This window comes from Acinetobacter soli, from assembly GCF_000760595.1.
In the GTDB taxonomy this organism is placed as follows: Bacteria; Pseudomonadota; Gammaproteobacteria; order Pseudomonadales; family Moraxellaceae; genus Acinetobacter; species Acinetobacter soli.
This window is the reverse complement of the sequence record NZ_BBNM01000005.1, coordinates 89,418-104,660: the sequence shown is the minus strand read 5'-3', so window position 1 is coordinate 104,660 and position 15,243 is coordinate 89,418. Positions and strand designations below refer to the sequence as shown.

At 45.9% G+C, this 15,243-nt stretch carries 14 protein-coding genes; 13 read left to right on the top strand and 1 reads right to left on the bottom strand.

Features of this window, described 5'->3' with window-relative positions:
- Positions 1–13: 13 nt before the first annotated feature.
- Positions 14–1,033: a beta-N-acetylhexosaminidase gene (nagZ, locus tag Aso01_RS07815; protein WP_004932897.1), complete on the bottom strand. Its 1,020-nt coding sequence runs from the start codon at positions 1,031–1,033 to the stop codon at positions 14–16.
- A 232-nt stretch (positions 1,034–1,265) separates the two neighbouring features.
- Between nagZ and Aso01_RS07810 the strand changes: the two genes are divergently transcribed.
- From Aso01_RS07810 to der, 13 genes are all read left to right on the top strand, one after another.
- A complete protein-coding gene (locus Aso01_RS07810) occupies positions 1,266–3,449 on the top strand; it encodes a carboxy terminal-processing peptidase (RefSeq protein WP_004932900.1) in 2,184 nt (727 codons plus the stop codon).
- Positions 3,450–3,609: 160 nt separating this feature from the next.
- Entirely contained in the window at positions 3,610–4,893 is a 1,284-nt protein-coding gene (locus Aso01_RS07805; RefSeq protein WP_004932903.1) for a glycosyltransferase family 4 protein, read from the top strand.
- Between the two features lie 25 nt (positions 4,894–4,918).
- Positions 4,919–5,470 carry a phosphatase PAP2 family protein gene (locus Aso01_RS07800; RefSeq protein ID WP_004932906.1) on the top strand — a complete coding sequence of 184 codons (552 nt, stop codon included), beginning with the start codon at positions 4,919–4,921 and terminating at the stop codon, positions 5,468–5,470.
- 71 nt (positions 5,471–5,541) lie between these two features.
- Positions 5,542–5,742: a Fe-S cluster assembly protein IscX gene (iscX, locus tag Aso01_RS07795; RefSeq protein WP_004932909.1), complete on the top strand. Its 201-nt coding sequence runs from the start codon at positions 5,542–5,544 to the stop codon at positions 5,740–5,742.
- A gap of 108 nt (positions 5,743–5,850) precedes the next feature.
- Complete coding sequence (gene ndk / locus Aso01_RS07790) at positions 5,851–6,282, top strand: nucleoside-diphosphate kinase (RefSeq protein WP_004932912.1); 432 nt, start codon at positions 5,851–5,853, stop codon at positions 6,280–6,282.
- A gap of 121 nt (positions 6,283–6,403) precedes the next feature.
- Complete coding sequence (gene rlmN / locus Aso01_RS07785; protein WP_004932914.1) at positions 6,404–7,648, top strand: dual-specificity RNA methyltransferase RlmN; 1,245 nt, start codon at positions 6,404–6,406, stop codon at positions 7,646–7,648.
- A 59-nt stretch (positions 7,649–7,707) separates the two neighbouring features.
- Entirely contained in the window at positions 7,708–8,466 is a 759-nt protein-coding gene (gene pilW, locus Aso01_RS07780; protein WP_004932917.1) for a type IV pilus biogenesis/stability protein PilW, read from the top strand.
- Positions 8,457–9,239 (top strand): helix-turn-helix domain-containing protein, encoded by a 783-nt coding sequence (locus Aso01_RS07775; protein ID WP_004932919.1) that lies wholly within the window; start codon positions 8,457–8,459, stop codon positions 9,237–9,239. The genes pilW and Aso01_RS07775 overlap by 10 nt, the downstream gene beginning before the upstream one ends.
- A gap of 25 nt (positions 9,240–9,264) precedes the next feature.
- Positions 9,265–10,380, top strand: a complete 1,116-nt coding sequence (gene ispG / locus Aso01_RS07770; RefSeq protein WP_004932923.1) for a flavodoxin-dependent (E)-4-hydroxy-3-methylbut-2-enyl-diphosphate synthase — start codon at positions 9,265–9,267, stop codon at positions 10,378–10,380.
- Positions 10,377–11,669, top strand: a complete 1,293-nt coding sequence (gene hisS / locus Aso01_RS07765) for a histidine--tRNA ligase (protein ID WP_004932925.1) — start codon at positions 10,377–10,379, stop codon at positions 11,667–11,669. The genes ispG and hisS overlap by 4 nt, the downstream gene beginning before the upstream one ends.
- Positions 11,670–11,700: 31 nt before the next feature.
- Positions 11,701–12,402: a YfgM family protein gene (locus Aso01_RS07760; RefSeq protein WP_004932928.1), complete on the top strand. Its 702-nt coding sequence runs from the start codon at positions 11,701–11,703 to the stop codon at positions 12,400–12,402.
- Positions 12,402–13,556 (top strand): outer membrane protein assembly factor BamB, encoded by a 1,155-nt coding sequence (gene bamB / locus Aso01_RS07755; RefSeq protein ID WP_004932930.1) that lies wholly within the window; start codon positions 12,402–12,404, stop codon positions 13,554–13,556. Before Aso01_RS07760 ends, bamB begins: the two co-directional genes overlap by 1 nt.
- 186 nt (positions 13,557–13,742) lie before the next feature.
- Positions 13,743–15,152 (top strand): ribosome biogenesis GTPase Der, encoded by a 1,410-nt coding sequence (gene der / locus Aso01_RS07750; protein ID WP_025095396.1) that lies wholly within the window; start codon positions 13,743–13,745, stop codon positions 15,150–15,152.
- Positions 15,153–15,243 lie beyond the last annotated feature (91 nt).

The window sequence follows — 15,243 nt, the reverse complement described above, 5'->3', positions numbered from 1 at the left end:
TGCTCTATGCAAGTTAAAATGAATTTTTAAACGCTTCAATAGCATTTTTAGTCGTTTGCCATGTTTCTCCGAGCGATAATGCACTTGAAATTTTCAGTTCAGGGCATTGACCACGCATGCGGCTTAAACGATCTTGATTAGGAAGTGCATAAGTGGAAATGGCATCCAGCGCCAAACATGCTGCTGCGCGATCATTACAAACCAGTCCCATATCACAGCCTGCATCAAGTGCCGCTTTTAAGCGTTCATCTGCGCCACCAGCCACGCAAGCGGCTTGCATCGTCAAGTCATCTGAAAACAAAACGCCATCAAAACCAAGTTGCTTGCGCAGCACCTCTTGAATCCAAAACGGTGAGAAGCCAGCCGGATGTGGATCGACCTGATCATAAATCACGTGTGCAGGCATCAGGGCATCCAGTTGAGGCATCAACTGAATAAAGGTCTGCATGTCGGTCCGATAAATCTCATCGTAGTGACGCGAGTCAATCGCCGCGGCTACATGCGAATCGGCTTTGACAGAGCCGTGTCCCGGAAAATGTTTTCCTGTGGTCGCCATGCCTGCTTGTTTCATTCCGCGCATAAAGGCCGCCGCAAGCACGGTAATATCATGCGGATTGTTGGCAAAGCTCCGATCACCAATCACATCACTGATGGCATTGATATCAAGTACTGGCGCGAAACTAAAGTCGATTCCGACAGCCAGTACTTCGGTGGCCATTAGCCAGCCGCATTGTTCGGCCAGAGCAACTGCCTGCTCGGGTTGCTCAAGATAATATTCACCGAATTTACCCATGGCAGGAAGTGCGGTAAAACCGGTTCTCAGGCGTTGCACACGTCCGCCTTCTTGATCCACGGCAATTAAAATGTCGGGACGAATTTGACGCATGTGATCGGTCAGGGCGCGTACTTGAGCGGGTGATTCGATGTTTCTTGAAAATAAAATCATGCCGCCGACTTGCGGAGCGCGCAAGAGTTCAATATCTTCTTGAGTAAGCTCTGTGCCAGCAATGTCGAGCATCAATGCGCCAATCATATAAGAATCCGTTTTGGGGTGTGAATTAAAGAACGATAACGGAATTTTGCAATGATTTGCTACATTTTGTCAGCACAGAATATGATAAAACTACACGACGTACACAAATTAAGTTGATTAAGATGTTGAATCGACGATAAAGATCGAAGACTCGGCGTGTGGGGTGAATTGCATTTTCAACGGCTAGGCAATCCACCCTGATAATGGAAAGCTCAGGACGTATTAAGAATTTATGAAACTTCAAGTACTCGCATGTGCAGTTGCGCTCGCAACTGGCGGTTTTTTCTTCTCCCATGCAATTAATGAGGCAATTGCCGCGACCGATACTGTTTCTGTTTCTCAGTCGATTCAACCTACCAAAGAACAAGCGCTGGTGTCGCGCCAACTCGCAACGCTGGTGGATCGTCAGCATTATCTCAACATGCGTCTGGATGCCACCACATCGAACCGCATCTTAGATATGTATCTCGATAGCCTCGATCCGGATCATTCGATTTTTCTTGCTGCTGAAGTGGCTCAATATAAGCAAAAATACGGACCGACCTTCGGTGCTGCCTTAAAAGCAGGCGATTTATCTGGTCCGTTTACCATTCATGCGCAATACCGTGAACATCTTAAAGCGTTTTACGAGTTTGTACTTAATGAGCTGAAAAAGCCACAAAATCTCAAACAGCCAAATGTCTATATCGAGACAGACCGCGAAAAAGCACCATTTTTTAAAACGGCTGCCGAGCAGCAAGATTACTGGCGTAAAATGCTGGTGTCGCAGTTGATCAACATGACCATCAGCAAAGAAGAGGATCTGGCCAAACAAAAGGCACTTAAAGACAATCCTTCACTTGCAAATGGACAAGACTTGGCCAGTGCAGATGATTTAACCCCTGTTCAAACCTTGGTGAAACGTTACACACGTCAGTTGGAACGTTTGAAGCGGGTGAAAAGCGATGACGTGCTTGATAAGACACTCAACGCGATGATGGCGACCTATGATCCACATAGTAATTATTATCCGCCAATCGATGCCATTGAGCTCAACCGCCAGACAACGTTACAGCTTGAAGGGATTGGGGTATCGATTCGTCCTGAACGTGGTAATGAAGATTACACCAAAATTGAAACCATTGTAGAAGGTGGTCCGGCAAGTAAGTCGGGTCAAATTAAATCCGGTGATCGTATCATTGGGGTGGCTCAAGATGGCGACAAGATGGTCGACGTGATTGGCTGGCCAAGTTCGGAAATTGTAGGACTGATTCGCGGTAAACGCGGTACCAAAGTCACGATTCGTGTGTTGGGTCCGGGGGCGCAGATGAGTCAGGCCCGCAGTGTGACTTTGGTGCGTGATGTCATTCAGGAAGAAGATGCCGGTGTGCGTTCACGTACTGTAGATCTGACTCGTGACGGTAAAAAACATGTGTACGGTGTGATTGAAATTCCATCGTTTTACTTAAATTATCGCGCCCGTCGTGCCGGTACCGAGTATCGTTCGGTCTCTGAAGATACCAATAATGCCTTGAAGGCACTTTCTGCCAAAAATGTTGAAGGGATTATCATCGATTTACGTAATAACCCAGGTGGTTCGCTTGAAGAAGTGGCGCGTATGCTTGGGCAAGTGATTAAATCTGGTCCTGTGGTTCAAATTCGAGATGGTAACGGTAATGTCAGTGTCTTTGAAGACAACGACGGTGGCGCACAGACCTACGCAGGTCCGCTGGCGATTTTGGTGAATCTGGCGTCTGCATCGGCGAGTGAAATTTACTCTGCGGCCATACAAGACTATGAGCGTGGCGTGGTGATTGGTAGTACCACTACAGGCAAGGGAACTGCACAGGTGCAGTTAGACAGTCTGGCCTATGGTCAGGCGACCTTGACACAGCGTAAATTCTACCGCGTGACCGGTGGAAGTACCCAAAATAAAGGGGTTATTCCAGACATTAAGCTGGTGGATATTTACGATGAAGAGTTTGGTGAGCGTAAAGCCAAAAATGCATTGAAGTGGGATACCATTCCGACCGCACCATTCAAACGTGAAGGTTCAATTCAGCCTTACGTGACTAAATTGGCGCAGTTATCAACGCAACGTGTTTCGAAAGATCCGCAATTTAACTACTTGGAAACACGTAAGTCGATTGCACAAGAAACCAAAGATCAGAAACGTACTGTGCTCGATATCGATCAACGCAAGGCTGAAATTTTGGCATTAGAGAAGCAAACCCTAGATGCGGAAAACAAACGCCGTGCGGCGACAGGTTTGAAGCCTTATGCTAATTGGGAAACCTATCAGGCTTCTTTGGATGCGCTCAGTGAATCGCGTGCCAAAATGAAAGCTACGCAGCGTCCGCCGCTTCCTGAAGAAGAGGCTTTTGTGAATGAGGCGATGAATGTGTTGCTAGACTACTCAAAGCTCCAAGGAAAATAAGCCTTAACATGCTTTAAAAAACCTTCTCGCGATCAATGTATAAGGATGGTGAGGAGGTTTTTTTATAGGGTTGTCAGAAAACTGTCATATCAAGATCATGAAAGTGTCAAAGAGGCTGCTTAAACTTTGAGCTATGATAAATACGCCAATGGACGCTTGTATGTACGGTTTTCCCGCTACAACGCTACTAAAACAACAACAGATTCCAGAAAGTTTTAAATTTTATTTTAAACGTCGTTTCAATCCTTTTTCACGGGATCTAGATTGCCTGAATGAGCTGGTTCGCCCACGTTTAAAAATTGCGATCGTAACCGAAACGTGGCCGCCAGAAATCAATGGGGTGGCCATGTCTTTGCTACAGCTCTGCAAGGGCTTACAGGCACAAGGTCATAAAATTCTACTGATTCGACCACAACAAAAACGAGCTTGTGCTGAATTTACGCCGCATCGTGAATGTTTGGTGCATGCACAAAAAATTCCCAAATATCCAGAGCTGCAATTCGGCTGGCCACAGTATCTGAAAGTATCTAAAGCTTTAGAAAGCTTTGTACCTGATGTGGTACATATTGTAACGGAAGGGCCATTAGGACTCTGTGCGTTATATGCGGCGCAGGCCCGAAAAATCCCGCTTTCCAGTGGGTTTCACTCGCCGTTTCAGGATTTTAGCCGCTTTTTTGATTTGGCATTTTTACTCAAACCCATACAGGGCTATTTACGCTGGTTTCATAATCATACCCAAATGACCTGTGTGCCCAGTAAAGACACCGAGAAAGCCTTACGTGCATTTGGTGTAACTTGCCCGCTAGCGATTGTGGGGCGAGGGGTTGATCCAGATTTTTTTTCACCAAGCCATCGAAACGAATCTTTAAGGCAATCTTGGCAGGCTGCACCCGATACATGCGTGATGCTTTATGTCGGGCGTCTGTCTCCTGAAAAAGAGATTGACCTACTGATTGAAAATTATCTGGCGATGCAGCGTACCGAGCGGGTACGCCAGAAACTGGTGATTGTTGGGGATGGCCCAGACCGAGCACGATTGCAGGCACTTGATCAAAATCGTGACGTAATATTTACGGGAAGTTTAAGTGGCAGGAATCTTGCAGAAGCTTATGCAAGCGCAGATGTATTTGTGTTTGCAAGTCAAGTAGAAACCTTTGGTAATGTGGTGCTCGAAGCCATGGCCAGTGGTCTACCTGTCGTGGCTTACGATTACGCCTGTGCGCATCAATATGTGCAACACGGTGTAACAGGATGGTTGAGCCCTGTCGGGCAACCTGCTACGTTTATTCACAACATGCGTCAGCTGCCTGCTGCTATGATGCTACGGCAAATGGGACGTCTCGCGCGGCAGCGCGTAGAACAAGATGGCTGGCAATTTCCCGTACAACAAATGGAACAAGCCTTATATCGGGTGGTCAAGGAGCCCTACATGACATCATTCTAAACGTTAAGCGTGAGGAGAACACACCATGAATTTTAAGAATGCAAAAATAAGAATACTGGACCTCGATTTAAGAGGATGTGTGTATCTAAATCATTTTTCACACTCACAGCGTGTTGCCACATTTTTTAAAGTGGTCAGCCGTTTGGGTGACGGTTCGTTTTGGTACGCTATGCTGGCGATGGTCTGGATAACAAAAGGTTTGCCTTATGGCATACAAATCGTGTACCTCGTGCTGGGTAGCTCAATTGGAACCGTGCTATACAAATTTTTGAAGCATAAAACGACTCGGCCTCGCCCTTACCAAGTGCATCAAGTGATTGTACTGGGAGAGCGTCCGCTAGATCATTTCAGCTTTCCGTCTGGGCATACCTTACACGCGGTCATGGCAACCATCTGCTTAGGTTATGTTATGCCTGTACTCGTAACGCTCATGCTGCCGTTTACCTTGCTGGTGGCGTTATCTCGCATGATTTTGGGTTTACATTATCCAAGTGATGTGATGGTCGGCGCACTGATTGGTGCATCAATCGCTGGCATGATTATTTTTTGTGCGCCAATGTTGGGCGTTGTGCTTTGAGAAACGATTCTCTCTGTTTTATAAATTTGCTAAAGTAACCAGACTTCATCTTAAACAGACAGGAACCTCGAATGGGCCTACGTTGGACAGACACCATTGATATTGCCATTGAGCTTTCAGAAGCACATCCAGAGGTCGATCCGCAATGGATTCGTTTTACCGACCTACACGCATGGGTGTGCGCCTTACCCGATTTTAATGATGATCCGCAAAAATCGACAGAAGGACTGTTAGAGGCCATCCAAATGGCCTGGATTGACGAAGTTCGATAAAAATCACAGAAAAAACCAAACTTTTACCGATTCGAAGCTGATTATTGGCCCGGACATCGGTATAATGCGGCAAATTTTTTTCACGTTTAAAGCGTATAGGAGCCACTCATGGCAATTGAACGTACTCTGTCTATTATCAAGCCAGATGCTGTAGGTAAAAATCACATTGGTGAAATCATCGCTCGTTTCGAAAAAGCAGGTCTGAAGCCAGTTGCTGTTAAATACAAGCACTTGACTCAAGCTGAAGCTGAAGGCTTCTACGCTGAGCACAAAGAACGCGGTTTCTTTGCTGACCTCGTTGCGTTCATGACTTCTGGTCCAGTGGTTGTTTCTGCGCTTGAAGGCGAAAACGCTGTACTTGCTCACCGTGAAATCTTGGGTGCAACTAACCCGAAAGAAGCGGCTCCTGGTACAATTCGTGCAGACTTTGCAACAAGCATTGACGAAAATGCTGCGCACGGTTCTGACTCAGTTGCATCTGCTGAGCGCGAAATTGCGTACTTCTTTGCTGCGGACGAAATCTTCCCGCGCACTCGCTAATTAAAAGCAATTAAACCAGATAAGTGGTATCATACTTATCTGGTTTTTTTATTCTCTCATGAAGTGATTGTTTTATTTTTAAACAATCGAATTTCATCTCTATTTTGGTTTAGGTAATCTCATGACATCTGCAGTAGGCGTTTCAGTGCCAAATACAGACGCACCGCATTCTTCATCTACATCTCAAATGGCTGTGGACAAAGACGTCGTGAAGCCGAAATTAAACCTTTTAGGGATGTCGCGTAAAGAACTCGAACAATTTTTTGAACAGATTGGCGAAAAGAAATTTCGTGCCGGTCAGATCATGAAATGGATTCATCAGTATTTTGTTACCGATTTTGCCGAAATGACCAATATTTCGGGCAAACTGCGCGCCAAACTTGAGCAAGTGTGTGAAGTCAAAGCGCCGCATGTGGTGCATCGTCATTATTCTAAAGACGGCACGCGTAAGTGGGTGTTTCGTGTGGGGGATGGTGAAGGCTCACTGGTCGAAACCGTTCTGATTCCGGCAGAAGATAAAACCGGTTCACGTAAAACCCTATGTATCTCTTCACAAGTGGGCTGTGCATTGGATTGCTCGTTTTGTTCGACGGGTAAACAAGGCTTTCAGCGTGATTTAACGCCTGATGAAATTATTGGTCAGCTTTGGGTGGCCAATCAGTCTTATGTTGAAGATGTACCCGTCGCAGAACGTACCCGTTCGGTGACCAATGTGGTAATGATGGGTATGGGCGAGCCGTTATTGAACTTCAAGCCTGTGGTTCATTCGATGTCGATCATGTTAGATGACTTTGCCTACGGTATGTCGAAGCGCCGTGTGACTTTGTCGACGTCGGGTGTCGTTCCAATGATCGATAAGTTGGCTGAAGAGTTGGATGTCGCCCTCGCGATTTCTTTACATGCGCCAAATAACGAACTGCGTGATGAGTTGGTGCCGATCAACAAAAAATATCCGCTTGAACAGCTTATTCCGGCAGCACAGCGTTATATTTCCAAAGATGGCAATGAAAGTGCACGTAAGCACGTGACCATCGAATATGTGATGCTCGATGGCGTAAACGATCATCCTGAACATGCACAGCAGATGATTAAACTGCTGAAAAATTTACCAAGTAAAATTAATTTAATTCCGTTTAATCCGTTTCCGCACGCGCCGTATGGTCGCTCAAGCCGTAATCGTATTATGGCGTTTCAAAAAGCTTTGTCTGATGCCGGTTTTGTGTGTACGATTCGACAGACACGTGGTGATGACATTGATGCGGCATGTGGCCAGTTAGTCGGGCAGGTAGCTGACCGTACACGTCGCGCCGAACAATGGAAAAAGAAAGTTGCGCAGCGACAAGAGATTATGCGCTCACAAGGATAAGCATTGGGAGTGGTAAGTTGAGTAAGGCCTATACAATTAGAAAGTCATTCGCTGCCACTATGCTGGCGGCGCTTCTTTTATCTGGATGCCAAACGACTTCAATAAAAAAAGATCCGCAAAAAGGCGCGAAAGTCCGGACTCAACTTGCAGCAGAATATATCAAAACAGGTGATCTTGATGCTGCCAAGCGTGCGCTAGATCATGCACTCAAAGTCGAACCGAGAGACAGCAATGCCAACATGATGATGGGGGTGTTGTTGCAGCAAGAGGGCAGTCGCCCAAATCTTGAAAAAGCCGATGAATATTTTGCACGTGCTGTAGCGCTGGATCCGGAGAATGCTCAGGCCAGAAACAACTATGGCGCTTATTTGTATCAGATGAAACGTTATCATGATGCAATTCAACAATTGACACGCGCCGGTAGTACATTAGGATATGACCAGCGCTATCTGGCACTGGAAAATTTAGGTCGGATTTATTTGCATCTGGGGGGTGTTTCGAATGCTGAAAAAATGTTCAAACAGGCACTTCAGGCAAACCGTGATTCAACTGTTTCAATGTTAGAGTTAGCAGAAATTTATTATTTGCAACACAAAATTCCTGCCTCGACAGAGATGTATGAACAATATGTTCGAACTGTTGGGCAGAAAAATCAGAGTGCTCGTGCACTTTGGGTGGGAATTCGCGTCGCGAGAGCGAATGCCGACCGGACTGGGGTGCAAGTATTGGTAAATCAGCTTCGTATTTTTTACCCAGATAGTCCAGAATATCAACGTTATATGCAATTACAGTACAGTACTGAGGCCGTATGGAAATAAATCCTAATTCACAGCAGCCAACTGGCTCAAGTTTACCCACTTCTGCATTAGGAAATGTACAACGTCCCGGTGAGTATTTACGTCAAATCCGTATTGCGAAAAAGCTGGAGCTCGAGCACGTTGCGGACGCGCTGAAAATGCCGGTAAAAACCTTAACGGCACTTGAAAACGATGATTATAAAGTGCTACCAGAGGCCACGTTTATCAAAGGTTATTATCGTTCGTATGCAAAGTATTTAAATGCGGATGCATCGATCATTATTCAACGTTTTGATGAAATCTATGCCAATGATACGGGCTTATTGCCGAATCATGCGCTGACCAACTCGCCGATTAAGATCATGGGTAAATTGCCGGGTTCAAACAGCGAGCGTAATCGTAAATGGTTAAAACGTAGTGTGCTGATTGTATTGGTTCTGGTTATTCTTGGACTGATTTTTACCGCCATTCAAAACTGGTCAAGTAAGAAAAATGATGCTACTGCGCCTGCGGCATCGAACGTTGAAATTTTACCGATGGGAAATGCTTCGGCAGCATCGGGCGACCAATTGGTCTTGAACTTTACCCGTCCGACCTCTATTCATATTGTAGATTCAACCGGTAAGGTGCTTGCAACAGGTCGTCAGGCATCCACACTGGAGTTGTCGGGCCAGTCACCTTTTCAGATTCGACTTGATGATGCGTCTGCTGTGTCGTTGAGTTTAAATCAAGAGCAAATTTCATTGTCGCCTTATACCGTAAACGGCAAAGCAGAATTCCGTTTATCGCGTTAAGACAGAGAAAGTAGAGCACCCAACGATGATCGAAAATCCTATAAAACGCCGTCCGACCCGTAAAATTCGTGTTGGCTCTGTCTATGTCGGTGGCGATGCGCCTATCAGTATTCAAAGCATGACCAATACAGAAACCTGTGATGTCGATGCAACTGTTGCACAAATTCAACGATGTGCAGATGCGGGTGTTGATATTATGCGTGTCTCTGTGCCTTCTATGGAGGCTGCTGAAGCGTTTGGTCAAATCCGTAAACGTGTTTCAGTGCCACTGGTGGCGGATATTCATTTTGATCACAAAATTGCCTTGGCTGTGGCTGATTACGGAGCAGACTGCTTGCGTATCAATCCAGGCAATATCGGCTCTGATCAAAAAGTGCGTGAAGTGGTGGCCGCGGCTCGTCATCATGATATTTCGATCCGTATTGGTGTCAATGCTGGCTCGCTAGAAAAAGATTTGCAAAAAAAGTATGGCGAACCGACAGGTGCAGCCTTGCTTGAATCGGCCATGCGTCATATCGATATTTTAGATCGTTTGAACTTTCATGAGTTTAAAGTCAGTGTGAAAGCATCGAATGTATTTTTAACCATGGATGCTTATCGCCTGCTTTCGCAGCAGATTGATAATCCACTGCATTTGGGTGTAACCGAAGCTGGGATTTACCGCACAGGCACGGTCAAATCTGCGATTGCACTCGGTGGCTTGCTGATGGAAGGCATTGGCGATACTATGCGTATCTCCTTGGCAGCTGAGCCAGAAGATGAAGTTAAAATCGGCTTTGATATTCTCAAATCACTTGGTTTGCGTTCAAACGGGATTAACTTTATTGCGTGTCCAAGCTGTTCTCGTCAAGAGTTTGATGTGATCAAGGTCATGCAATCGCTCGAAGAGCGCTTAGAAGATGTTCGTACCCCAATGGATCTGTCGGTGATTGGGTGTAAGGTAAATGGTCCGGGTGAGGCGAAGGAAGCTGATATCGGTGTTGTGGGTGCTTCTCCTCGTTCATTGGTCTATCGTAACGGTGAAAAAAGTCACCTGATCGATACGGACCAGTTGGTTGATGAAATCGAATCAATGGTTCGTCAGCGTGTGAAAGAGATCGAAGAAGCTAAATCTAAAGAAATTATTCGTAGTTCATCATGAGTTCAATTGTCGCAATTAAAGGTTTTAATGACGTTCTTCCTGCTCAAACGCCAGCATGGAGACGTCTTGAACAGCATCTCGCTTCTTTGATGGATGCATACGGTTACCAACAGATTCGCTTGCCGATTGTTGAACAAACGGGCTTATTCAAGCGTGCAATTGGTGATGCAACGGATATTGTCGAAAAGGAAATGTACACCTTTCTCGACAAAGGAACACCACCAGAATCTTTAACACTGCGTCCTGAAGGTACTGCAGGTTGTGTACGTGCCATGCTTGAACACAACTTACTGCGTGGCGCCACTCCGCGTGTTTGGTATGTTGGACCTATGTTTCGCTACGAAAAACCACAGAAGGGACGTTATCGTCAATTTCATCAGTTCGGTGTCGAAACCTTTGGGGTGGCAACGCCAGACATCGATGCCGAACTGATCATGATGACGGCACGTTTGTGGAAACGCATGGGTGTATCCGATAAAGTTCAACTTGAGCTCAATACCTTGGGTGAAATGGATGAGCGTGCTGAATATCGAGCTGCATTGGTCGATTTTTTAAATCAGCACAAAGATGCACTTGATGAAGATTCTCAGCGTCGTTTGGGCACCAATCCGCTACGTATTTTAGATTCGAAAATTGAATCAACCCAAAAGATCTTGGAAAATGCACCGAAATTGCATGATTTTCTTAAAGAAGAAAGTCTGGCTCATTTCCAGCAATTGCAAGATTATCTGACTCAGGCTGGCGTATCGTTTGTCATTAACCAAAAACTGGTTCGTGGTCTCGATTACTACAACAAAACGGTATTTGAATGGACCACAACGTTGTTGGGTTCGCAAGGGACGGTATGTGCAGGCGGTCGTTATGATGGTCTGGTCGGACAACTCAAAGGTAAGGCGGATCAATCTGTACCTGCGGTAGGTTTTGCCATGGGCATGGAGCGACTTTTACTCTTGCTTGAGCAAGTTGAACAGGTTCAAGACGTGCGTGATTGTGATGTCTTTTTAGTGGCCGAACCAGCCTATCAAGGCAAGGCACTGGTGCTGGCAGAACAGGTGCGTGATCAGCTTGAGCAGCTCAACCATCCGCTTCGAATTAAAACCGGTTCTCAGGGCAGTATGAAGAGTCAAATGAAAAAAGCCGACCAATCTGGTGCGCGCTTTGCTGTGATTCTTGGAGAACGAGAGTGGACTGCACAGGAGCTTGCGATTAAAGAGTTGGCAACGGCAGAACAGTCTCAGGTTGCGCTCTCGGCGCTTGTACCATTTTTAATTGAAAAAATTGCAAATTAAGCTGAAGATTTGAAGGATAAAGGACACACGCATGAGCGCATTAAGTGAAGAAGAACAACTCGATAACTTGAAGTCGTTCAGTAAAAAATATGGTTCAGCTCTTATTATCGGAATCCTTATTGCGCTCATTGCCTTTTTGGGTTGGCAGTATTGGCAAAAGAAAACCTTGGCTGAAAACCAGACTCGTACCGCAAAAGTTCAGCAACTGATGGATCAGGCGCAAGCGGCTGAATCGAATCCAGATGCACTCAATAATCTTTACGCAGCAGCAGACAAGATTGTCAAAGATGCGCCGGATTCAATTCAAGCGATTCAAGTTGAATTCATGCTGGCTAAAATTGCCTACGACAAAGGTGATTATGCAGGCGCTGAAAAGTCGCTGAAAAAAATCGAGACTACAAAAATAAATGATGAAGGGCTTGTGCAACTCATCAAATTACGTTTATCTAATGCGCAACTTGCGCAAAAGAAGTATGATGAGGCGTTAAAAACGCTATCATCTGTTACCGATCCAGCATTCAAAGCCACAGCTGAAGAAGCTCGCGGCGATGTCTACGTTGCAAAAAATGATATCGCTTCTGCTCGCAAGGCGTATCAAAGTGCATGGGATGTTTTGCTAGAACGTAAACAAGAGCGTCAAATTTTACAAATTAAACTCGAAAGTGTAGGCGTTTTAGTAGATGATCCTGAGATCGAGCGCCCGATTCTAGACACACAGGTGGATGAGTCTTAATGGATATAAAGTATAAATTTCCGTTTGCATTAATGATTGTATCAGCCGCCTTAGTCGGTTGTTCAACCAACAAGTTAAAAAAGGAAGAGGCCAAGCCGAATCCTTTGCCTAAACTTGCACAGACGCAAACGCAAGCGCTCGTACCTGTTTTTTCTCAACGTGTGTCATCAATGCCTAAGGCAGATCCTTTGCGTCTTCAGCTTGATAATGTCAATGGAGTCATTTTTGTACCAGATCCGAAAGGTAAAGTTTCGGCATATCGTGGTAAAGATCGCCTCTGGACTACACGTGTGACCAAGCATCGTCTGACTGCGGGTACGGTCGCAGGTGAAGGTATTGTCGTGGTCGGGACTGCAAAAGGTGAACTTTTCGCGCTTGATCAGCAAACGGGTGAGCAAAAGTGGAAAGTACAGCTTAGTGGTGCTGTGCTTAGTCCGTCTCTGATTTATCAAGGACGCGTCACCACCATCGCCAATGATGGTACAGTGTTTGCACACGATGCTGCCACAGGTCAGCAGGTGTGGACCTACAAAATGCCAAGCATCCAATTTAGTTTGCGCGGCCAGCCATCACCTGTCATGCTTGACGACCGTACAGTTGTTGCGGCCAGTGCCAACGGCTATGTTTATGGTATTGACGTCATCAGCGGTATTCCACGTTTTCAGCGCCGCGTTGCTGTAAGTGAAGGACGTTCTGACGTACAGCGCCTGATCGACATCGATGGTGATCCGGTCGTTTCTGGCCAATATTTGGTGACGGTGAGTTATCAAGGTCAAGTAACGGTTACTGACCTCACCAATTTGAGTGTGGTATGGAATCAGGATTCAAGCAGTAACAAGCGCCCGGCTGTCTATGACAACAAAGTGTTTATTTCGCAAAGTGACGGTAAACTTAGTGCCTTTGATTTAGGTACAGGTTCGAAGCTCTGGGAGAGTGATGTATTGCTTAATCGTCAGTTAAGTAATCCTGTTATGCTCGGAAAAGACTTGGTGGTGGGTGATCTAGATGGCGTGATTCATTTGATCAATCCAAATTCTGGTCAGCTCATCGGGCGTGCCAAAACACGTGGAGAAGTCAGTTCGCTGCGTGTAGTAGACGGTCATTTATATACCTCTACCGCAAAAGGTGCCTTAACCATCTGGGAAGTACGTTAATTTTTCCTCAGCTTGTGTTAAACTAGCCGCTCGGCGAAACGCTTATCAAATTCATCGGGGTATTTTGAATACTAAACCATTCAAAACCCCGTATTTTTATTTGGGCCTCTGGCCTTTTGTCTTCCTTATTTATCGTTTCTGATGCAGATGCCATGAGAGATGGCAGATCTTGAAAAAGGTTACTCTATGAAACCCGTTATTGCGCTCATTGGTCGTCCGAATGTCGGAAAATCAACATTGTTTAACCAGATTACCAAGAGTCGTGATGCACTCGTGGCTGATTTTGCAGGGCTTACCCGTGACCGTAAATATGGTGATGCGGTTTACCAAAATAAATCATTTATTGTTGTCGATACCGGTGGTATTGGTGAGGGTGAGGCGGGCATTGATGCCTACATGGCTGAACAATCCAAAACAGCTATTCATGAAGCAGACATCATCATTTTTGTGGTCGATGCCCGTGCAGGTCTGTTGGCATCGGATGAGCAAATCGCACGTGAAATCCGTAGCTTAGGTAAAAAAGTCTACCTTGTAGCCAACAAAGTAGACGGAGTACATGCAGAAGCCGCTGTAGTTGAGTTTTACAAACTTGGCTTTGGTGAGCCGTTACATGTGGCGGCCAGCCATGGTCGTGGCGTGGCACAAATGCTTGAAGATGTGCTGGTAGATGTGCCTGAAGATGAAAATCCTGAAGAACACGACAAAGCCACAGGCTTGCGTTTGGCGATTATTGGTCGCCCGAATGTGGGTAAATCGACCTTGGTCAATCGCCTGTTAGGTGAAGAGCGTGTAGTGGCATTTGACCAGCCAGGCACAACGCGTGACTCGATTTATATTCCATTTGAGCGTGATGGACGTCAATATACGCTGATCGACACTGCGGGTGTGCGTCGTAAGGGTAAAGTCGATGAAATGATTGAGAAATTCTCGGTCGTTAAGACGCTACAAGCCATGAAAGATGCGCATGTGGTTGTGGTGGTGGTCGATGCGCGTGAAGGCATTGTCGAGCAAGACTTGCACTTGATCGGTTATGCGCTTGAAGCTGGACGTGCCATGGTGATTGCCATTAATAAATGGGATAACATGACCGAGTATGACCGCAAGCAATGTAAGCTTGATGTCGAGCGCCGTTTTGACTTTATTCCATGGGCAAAAATTCACTTGATCTCTGCTTTACACGGCACAGGTGTTGGTGAGCTGTATCCATCAATTCACCGTGCTTACGAGTCGGCAAATCTGAAAGTTTCGCCAGCCAAACTGACCCAGATTTTGAATGATGCTACCGAAGCGCATCAACCTCCAATGGTGAGCGGTCGTCGTATCAAGATGCGTTATGCGCATATGGGCGGACAAAATCCACCAACGATTGTGATTCACGGAAACAAGGTTGATAAAACACCAGCGGATTATCGCCGTTACCTCGAAAATGTATTCCGTAAAGTATACAAGCTTGAGGGTACACCTGTTCGCATCGACTTTAAAACCTCTGAAAACCCATTTGAAGGGCGTAAATCGCAAGTCGATGAACGTGTGGCTGCTCGTCGTCGTCGTTACGTGCAGAAGTTCAAGAAAGCTGAGAAGAAATTTAAGCGTTAATTGCTCAATCGAGAAACCCCGAACATGTTCGGGGTTTTTTATTGCGTGTTTGTGTGGATGCATCCTCATGCATCGCCTTTAGCGTTTGTTT